This window comes from Gemmatimonadaceae bacterium (assembly GCA_020851035.1).
Classification (GTDB): Bacteria; Gemmatimonadota; Gemmatimonadetes; order Gemmatimonadales; family Gemmatimonadaceae; genus JACMLX01.
In genome coordinates this window covers 39,364-47,473 of record JADZDM010000029.1, presented here as the reverse complement: position 1 = coordinate 47,473, position 8,110 = coordinate 39,364, and the positions used below count along the sequence as shown (strand labels likewise).

General features: G+C 72.5%; 6 protein-coding genes. All 6 read left to right on the top strand.

Annotated elements, in window-relative coordinates; all coding sequences use genetic code 11:
- The first annotated feature begins 163 nt into the window (after positions 1 to 163).
- The 6 genes from IT355_19775 (at position 164) to IT355_19750 (ending at position 8,109) form a co-directional block, all read left to right on the top strand.
- Positions 164 to 2,596: a BatD family protein gene (locus IT355_19775; protein ID MCC7055521.1), complete on the top strand. Its 2,433-nt coding sequence runs from the start codon at positions 164 to 166 to the stop codon at positions 2,594 to 2,596.
- A gap of 23 nt (positions 2,597 to 2,619) precedes the next feature.
- Positions 2,620 to 4,374: a DNA mismatch repair endonuclease MutL gene (gene mutL, locus IT355_19770; protein MCC7055520.1), complete on the top strand. Its 1,755-nt coding sequence runs from the start codon at positions 2,620 to 2,622 to the stop codon at positions 4,372 to 4,374.
- Entirely contained in the window at positions 4,367 to 5,287 is a 921-nt protein-coding gene (gene miaA, locus IT355_19765; protein MCC7055519.1) for a tRNA (adenosine(37)-N6)-dimethylallyltransferase MiaA, read from the top strand. The genes mutL and miaA overlap by 8 nt, the downstream gene beginning before the upstream one ends.
- Positions 5,284 to 6,450: an N-acetyl-alpha-D-glucosaminyl L-malate synthase BshA gene (gene bshA, locus IT355_19760; protein ID MCC7055518.1), complete on the top strand. Its 1,167-nt coding sequence runs from the start codon at positions 5,284 to 5,286 to the stop codon at positions 6,448 to 6,450. The genes miaA and bshA overlap by 4 nt, the downstream gene beginning before the upstream one ends.
- A gap of 82 nt (positions 6,451 to 6,532) precedes the next feature.
- On the top strand, positions 6,533 to 7,336 hold the full coding sequence (uppP, locus tag IT355_19755; GenBank protein ID MCC7055517.1) for an undecaprenyl-diphosphatase UppP: 804 nt from the start codon (positions 6,533 to 6,535) through the stop codon (positions 7,334 to 7,336).
- Positions 7,336 to 8,109, top strand: coding sequence for a biotin--[acetyl-CoA-carboxylase] ligase (locus tag IT355_19750; protein ID MCC7055516.1), 774 nt, complete (start codon positions 7,336 to 7,338; stop codon positions 8,107 to 8,109). Before uppP ends, IT355_19750 begins: the two co-directional genes overlap by 1 nt.
- The last annotated feature ends 1 nt before the right edge of the window (position 8,110 follow it).

Below are 8,110 nucleotides of genomic sequence, written 5' to 3'. Positions count from 1 at the left end.
TCCAGCCCCCCCCCCCGCCCCCACCACCCTCACAGGAACAGAAGGAACTCGACCGGCAGCGCGCCGCGGCGGTGCTGAACAGCGCGGCGCGTGACGAACGCGACGTGCAGACGCGCCGGCAGCGGGACGGACGCCGGCGTGACGCGCCGGTGGGACGGGACTGGTGAGCATCACCGTCGGGGTCCTGCTGCAGATCGCCGTCTCGGCACAGGTGCCGGACACGATCCCTGCACGCGCGGCCGTGCCGTTCGTGCTGCGCGCCACGGTGCAGGGCAACACGGCGCCGCAGCTCAGCGCCCCCTCCGTGCCCGGCGCCACCATCCAGCTCGTCACCGACGTGACGCGGCTCGGCGGTGGGTTCGGGCAGGCGGTGGCGACGCGCGAGATGCGGTACGTGCTGCGGGCGACGGCCCCCGGCGTGCTGCAGTTCGGCGCGGTGGTGGCCACGCTCGGCACGCAGCGCGCAGCGAGCACCCCGAAGCAGGTGGTGGTGCTGCCGCCACCGACGAACGCCGTGCCCGCGATCGTCAGCCGGGCCGCGCTCACGCGGGCGACGCTGGTGAACTTCCACTCGCTCGTGACGCCCGACACCGTCTGGGCGGGCGAGCAGGTCACGCTGCAGGTGGGCGTGTTCATCGACGACGAACTGCGCGCACAGCTGCAGCGGAACCCGGAGTACATCGCGCCGTCGGTCGATGGTGCCGTCGCGTACGAACTGCCGGTGCTCAACGACGAGCTGCCCTCACGCGACGTGGACGGTGTGCGCTACCGACCGTTCGTGTTCGCGCGCGCGCTCTTCCCGCTGCGCGCCGGCGTGCTGCCGATCCCGCCCGCGCGCCTCGTCTACACGCTCGGCGGGGCGGGCACGATGTTCGGCCGCCAGGACCGCAAGGCTGCGGTGACGCCGGCCCGCAGCGTGGTGGTCCGTGAGCTGCCGGTCGCGGGCCGGCTGGCCTCGTTCGCGGGTGCCGTCGGCGTCTACACCGTCCGTGCGCAGCTCGAGCGACCCACCGGTCGCGTTGGTGATGCCGTGTTGCTCTCCGTGCGCGTGGACGGCACCGGGAACGTGAAGCTCCTGCCGCCGCCGGTGCTGGACATCCCGGGTGCGATCGTCAGCCCGTCGGGCGAGACGATCGCGGTGGACAGCAGTGACCTCATCGTGCGCGGCAGCAAGACGTTCCGCTACCTCGTCACCCCACGCACGGAAGGGTTGCTCGACCTCGGTGTCGTGCGGTACCCGTACTTCAACCCGGTGCAGGGCCGCTACGAGGAGGCGACCGCACCGGCGGGCGCACTGCGAGTGGCGGCAGGCGCGGCGCCCGAGGTGGATGACGAGGAGCCCGCCGCCGATGCGCTGCCGCTGCTGCGCTGGCAGGTGGTGGACGATCGCGATGTCACGGCGACCTGGTGGTATCGCGCGCTGGCCGTGGGGCTCGGGCTCCCCTGGCTTGCGCTCGTGGTGCGCCGCGCCTGGCACCGCGTTCGCCGCCGCCGCCACACCGGTGCATCGCGGGGGCCGCAGGCCGCAGGGCACGTCGCTGACGATGGCCTGGCCGGCCTCCGTCGACGCTACCTCGACGTGCTCGCGCCGATGGTGCTGCTGCGGCGCGATGAACCCTTCGAGGTGGTCGAGGTGGTGCGGCGCCTCCGCCGCGCAGGGGTCACGACCGACGCATCCGAGGCAGCGGGTGCGCTGCTCCTGCGACTCGACCTGCTCACATTCGGTCGCAGCGGCCCCATCGACGCGGCAGTGTTGCGTGACCTCGATCGCGAGGTGACGTCGGTGGCGGAGCAGCTCCGGCGCGAGATCTCGGCCTCGGGCCAGCGGCGCCTCGCTGCGATCTCCGGGGCGCTGCTGGTCGTGGCGCTGCTGCTGCCGGCCACCGGGCTGCATGCGCAGCCGTCGTCCTTCGCGAGCGGGCTCGCGGCCTACCGGCACCGGGATTTCGCGGCCGCCGTCGCGGCATTCGCGCGCGCCGCTGCGGACGAACCACGCAGTGTCGCGGCGTGGACGAACCTCGGCGCTGCGCACTGGATGCGCGCCGACACGGCAGGAGCGATCGTGGCCTGGCAGCGGAGCGTGCGACTGGCGCCGTCCGGCGGCCGTGCCCGCGAGTGGCTCGCACCGTACACCGCCGGCGGTGAGCTGCGCACCGCGATCGTGCCGGTGGCACCTGGCACGGCGTGGCTCGTGCTGCTCGGCGTTGGGGCGTTGCTCTCACTTGGTGGCGCGCTGTGGCGGTGGAGCAACCGGCGCATCTCGAATCGCGCGCTGCTGGGCGCCACGTTCGTGGTGTGCGGGTGCGCCCTCCTCTGCCTGGCCGCGGAACGGTCGGCCGAGGCCGCGGGGCTGGTGGTGATCCGTCGCGAGGTGGCGCTGCGTTCCGAACCCGCGCTCGCGGGCGAGACGGGCGCCCGCGCGCGGGGCGGTGAGCTCGCCACGGTGACGGATTCCAGCGAGACCTGGCGCCGACTCTCGCTCGCCGGGGGACGGTCGGGCTGGGTCGAGGTCGACGCGCTGCGCTCGCTCGCCGCGCGTGACGCGCGCGATGTCGCGCGTGCCGAGGCGCGGACGGCGGACGGGCCGGTTCCGTAGCACACCCGGACTAACTTTCCGGCATGTCCCGCATCGCCGTCCTTGCCTCCGCCGTCGCGGACCAGATCGCCGCCGGCGAAGTCGTCGAGCGGCCGGCGTCGATCGTGAAGGAACTGGTCGAGAACGCCCTCGATGCCGGCGCCACCGAGATCGGCGTGGAGGTCGAGGATGGAGGGCGAGGACTGATCCGGATCCGGGACGACGGCGTCGGCATGTCGCCAGCCGAGGCGGCGCTGGCTCTGGCGCGCCACGCCACGTCGAAGATCCGGGTGGCGGATGACCTCGTGGGCGTCGCCACGTTCGGCTTTCGCGGCGAGGCGCTGCCGGCGATCGCGTCCGTCTCGCACCTCGTGCTGGAGACGGCGGAAGCCGACGGCGAGGGCACGCGGGTGACCGTCTCGCAGGGCATCATGGGCGGGTCGGAAGCGGTCGCACGGCGCCGCGGCACGACGATCAGCGTCACCGAGCTGTTTCACGCGGTGCCCGCACGCCGGAAGTTCCTCAAGAGTGCGCGCGGCGAGTGGCGGGCGATCGCAGAGCTGCTGGCGACCATCGCGCTGGTGCGACGCGACGTGCGCATCACGGCGACGCACGACGGCAAGCTGGCGTTCACCGCGGTGCCGGCCCGGTCGTGGCGCGAGCGGCTTGCCGCCGTCTGGACCGGGATGGCGCCGGCCTCCCTGCTCGACGTGGATGACGTGCAGGGGCCCGTGCACGTGCGCGGCATGGTGGAACAGCCGTCCAGCGTGGGGCTCGCCGCGCGACGCGTCTTCCTGATGGTGAACGGTCGCGCCATCCGCGACCCCGGCCTGGTGCGCGCGGCGGAGGCAGCGTACCACTCCACCATCCCGGCCGGTGCACGCCCATCGCTGGCGCTCGACATCCGCCTGCCGGGTGATGCCGTCGACGTCAACGTGCATCCGGCGAAGGCGGAGGTGCGTTTCCACGATCGGTGGTCCATCGAGCGCGTGGTGGAGACCGCGGTGCGACGCGCACTCGGCGTGGCGGCTGCGGCGCCACTGCAACACGCGCGGTTCGGCGGAGAGCGGACCTGGGCCCCGTCGTCCCACACGCCCGACGTGGCGATGCTGCGTGCCACACCCGATGCGGCACCGTGGTTCGGCACCGCGGCGGACGATGGTGCGTCGGCGACGCCGGAGGCGGTGATCTCGCCGGCACCGGCTGGCGACGCGCCCGCCGACGTGGTGGAGATCCCGCCATTGCTGCAGCTGCGACGCACCTACCTGCTGTTCGAGCGCGAGGATGGCGTGGTCCTCATCGACCAGCACTCGGCGCACGAACGGGTGCTCTACGAGCGGCTGATGGTGAAGATGCAGGGCGGGGGCGCCGTCGTGCAGACACTGCTCTTCCCGCTCACGCTGCACCTCACGCCGGCCGAGGCCGACGCCTTCGAGGCGCACCGCGATGCCTTCGATGCGCTCGGATTCGGCATCGAGGGCTTCGGTGGACAGACACTGGTCGTGCAGAGCGTGCCGATGCCGCATCCCCGCTTCGATGCCGAGCGGGCGCTGCGCGAGACGCTCGCGTCGCTCGCCGGCGATCGCATCGCGAGCACGGCCACGCGGCACGAGCGCCTGGCCATGACCGTGGCCTGCAAGGCCGCGATCAAGGCAGGCGAACCGCTGTCGGCGGCGGAGATGCGTGCGCTCTATGCCGACCTCGCACGGACCACGCTGCCGGCGCACGACGTGCATGGCCGCGCGACCATCGTGCAGCTGAGCTGGGACGAGCTGGAGCGGCGGTTCGGGCGTGCGTGATGTCGCGATCATCTGCGGCCCGACCGCAGCGGGGAAGTCCGCGATCGCACTGGCGCTGGCGGCGCGCACCGGCGCGACGCTGCTCAGCGCCGACTCGCGCCAGGTCTACCGGCGATTCGACATCGGCACCGCCAAGCCGTCGGCCGCGGATGTTGCCGCCGTGCCGCATCGCGGCCTCGACCTGGTGGAACCCACGCAGCGCTACTCGGCGGCGGCGTGGGCGGCGGCGGCGCTCGGCTGGCTGGCCGAACCGGGGATCCGCCGCGACGGTGCGATCATCGTGGGTGGCACCGGCTTCTACCTGCATGCGCTGACCTCGCCGCTGTTCGAGGCGCCACCACTCGATCCGCAGCAGCGCGCCGCCGTGCTCGCGGCACTCGAGGCCGAGGCCACGGCAACGCTGCGCGAGCGCTGCCAGGTCATCGACCCGGCCCGCGCGCACCTCGGCCGCACGCAGCTCCTGCGGGCCATCGAGGTGTTCGAGCTCACCGGCCGTCCGCTCAGCGAGTGGCAGCGCGAGCGGGCGCGGCCGTCCCAGGTGCGCGCGCACTACCTGCTGGTCGATCCAGGCGACGTGCTGCGCGACCGGATCGCAGCCCGCGTGGCCGCGATGCTCGACGCCGGCTGGCTCACCGAGGTCGAGTCACTGGCTGCGGACGTGCCCGACGCCGCACCGGCCTGGAACGCCTGCGGCTACGCGCTGCTCCGTACCGCGCTGCGGGGCGGGATGCCGCTGCAGCAGGCGGTGGAGCGTACTATCATCGACACCCGGCAGTACGCCAAGCGGCAGCGCACCTGGTTCAGGCACCAACTGCCCGCCGAGCGCGTCACGCTGCTGGACCCCGGAGCGCCGGATGCGATCGGCCGCGCCATGTTGTGGCTGGAATCCGTTTCACGCCCGGAGCACCCGTGAAGATCGGCATCACCTGTTATCCCACGTACGGCGGCTCCGGGGCGATGGCCACCGAGCTTGGCATCGCGCTCGCCGCCCGCGGGCACGAGGTGCACTTCATCACCTATGCGCAGCCCTTCCGGCTGCCGGCGTTCCTGCCGCGGGTCTTCTTCCACGAGGTGGACGTGGGCCGGTACCCGCTCTTCGAGTACCCGCCGTACGACCTGGCCCTGGCGGTCCGCATGCACGAGGTGGTGCGCTCGGCGCACCTGGACGTGCTGCACTGCCACTATGCCATTCCCCACGCCACCAGCGCCTGGATCGCGCGCGAGATGCTGCGCGAGACCGGCGACGACGTGGCGCTCGTGACCACGCTGCACGGCACCGACATCACCATCGTCGGCCAGGACCCGTCGTACTGGGCCATCACGAAGTTCTCGATCGAGAAGTCCGATCGCATCACGGCCGTCTCGAAGGACCTGCAGCGTGAGACGGTCGACGCCTTCGGCTGCGCCGGCTGCGCGGTGGAGGTCATCCACAACTTCATCGACCCGGTGGTCTACGACCGCGCGCGGTACCCCGGGGCGCTCGGGGGCCTGGCCGCGGCGCCGGGCAAGGTGCTGATGCACATCAGCAACTTCCGCCCGGTGAAGCGCACGGTGGACGTGGTGCGCACCTTCGCGCACGTGGCGGACGCCATGCCGGCCACGCTGGTGATGGTCGGCGACGGCCCCGATCGCGGGCTGGCGCAGGACGAGGCACGCGCCCTCGGCATCGCCGACCGCGTCCAGTTTCTCGGACGCATCGACACCGTCGCGCCGCTGCTCGCCGGCGCGGACCTGTTCCTGCTGCCGTCGGAGAACGAGTCGTTCGGCCTCTCGGCGCTCGAGGCGCTGGCGTGCGGGGTGCCGGTGGTGGCCTCCGGGGCGGGCGGCATCCCGGAAGTCATCCAGGATGGGGTGACCGGCGCCCTCAGGCCGGTCGGCGACACCGCGGCGATGGGTGCCGCCGCCATCGACATCCTCCGGGACGACTCGCGCTGGGCGCGGATGAGCGCGGCGGCGGCGGCCGACGCGAGGGCCCGGTTCAGCGAGGATCGCATCATCGGCCAGTACGAGGCCACCTACGAGGATGCTCTGGCCGTCGCCGCGTCCCGCCGGCGCGCCAACGCGGGTGGGGCCTGAACGAGTGCCCTCTCCCGTGGGCCGCTAGTCTTCCCCGGGTGCCGCACGCTGCGGCATCACCCGGCGTCCTCCAGTCTTCCCAATGAACGTCTTCCAAGCACTCGTCCTCGGCATCCTGCAGGGCCTCGCGGAGTTCCTCCCGATCAGCTCGTCCGCACACCTCAGCCTCGCGCCGGTCATCTTCGGCTGGCAGGATCCCGGACTCGCCTTCGACGTCGCACTGCATCTCGGCACCCTGGCCGCCGTGCTCTGGTACTTCCGCGCCGAGTGGATCGCCCTCTGCAGGGCCGGCATCGAGATCCTGCGGACACGACGCGTGGAGGGTGAGGTCCAGTGGCGTGCCGTCTTCATCGTGATCGCCACCATCCCCGGTGCGATCGGCGGCCTGCTGCTCGAGGAGTATGCCGAGACCGTGTTCCGGGATCCGCGGCTGACCGCCGTGGCGCTGATCGTCATGGGCACGCTGCTCTGGGCCGCCGACCGGTTCGCGAAGCAGGAGCGCCCGCTGAGCGGCATCCGCTGGACGGACGCGCTGCTGATCGGGCTGGCCCAGGTCTGTGCGCTGATCCCCGGCGTGTCGCGCAGCGGCTCGACGATGACGGCGGGACGTGCGCTGGGCATCGATCGCACCGGCGCCGCGACCTTCAGCTTCCTGATGTCGATGCCGATCACCGCCGCCGCCGCGGTGCTGAAGGTGCCGGAGGCGGTGCGCGAGGGTGTGACGCTGCCGATCATCGTCGGCATCCTCGCCTCCGGGATCAGTGGCTGGCTCGCCATCTCGGTGCTGCTCAAGTACATCTCGACGCGGAGCTTCGGGATCTTCGCGCTCTACCGGTGGGTGCTCGGCATCGGGGTGCTGGTCCTGCTGTACTCGCGCAACGGGTGATGCCGGTCCCGGCGTCGCTCGCGTCGTACGATGGGGTTGCGTGCGACGTGATCCTGGGTCGGAGCGGCGCGACGTCGCTGCTGGTCGTGGACCGGTGTCGCAGCACGATGGATCTCTGCCACGCACTTGCCGCTGACGGCGCGCCGCACGGCAGCGTGGTGGTGGCAGGGGCTCAGGCCGCGGGCCGCGGACGCAGCGGAAAGGCATGGGTGTCCGGCGAGGCGGCGGGGGTCTGGGCGAGTGTGCTGCTTCGCCGGTCCGATGGAGCGCCCCCGGGCGTGTTGCCGCTGCGGGTGGGAATCGCACTCGCGGATGGACTCGAGCGGCTGGCCGACGTCCGCATCGGGCTCAAGTGGCCGAACGACCTGTTCGCTGGCGGCGGCAAGCTGGCCGGTGTGCTCACCGAGGCGCGGTGGCGTGGCGATTCGCTCGAGTGGATGGTGGTGGGCGTCGGCGTCAACGTCACCGCACCCACGCCGCACGGCGACGGTCTCGTCACGGCGAGCCTGGGCCCGCAGGTGACGCGGGCGGATGTGCTGGTGGCCGTGGTGCGCGCGGTGCTGGGTGCGGCGGCGCGAGACGGTGCGCTGGACGCCGCCGAACTGGCGACGTATGCGGCACGGGATGTCGCGACCGGTCGGCGGGTGTCGTCGCCGCTGGCGGGTGTCGTGGCCGGGATCACACCGTCGGGTGGCCTCCGGGTGCATGACGGTGCGGGGGAGTCTGTCGCCGTGGCGGGATCGCTGGTGTTCGTGGACAACACGGAGGGGTGAT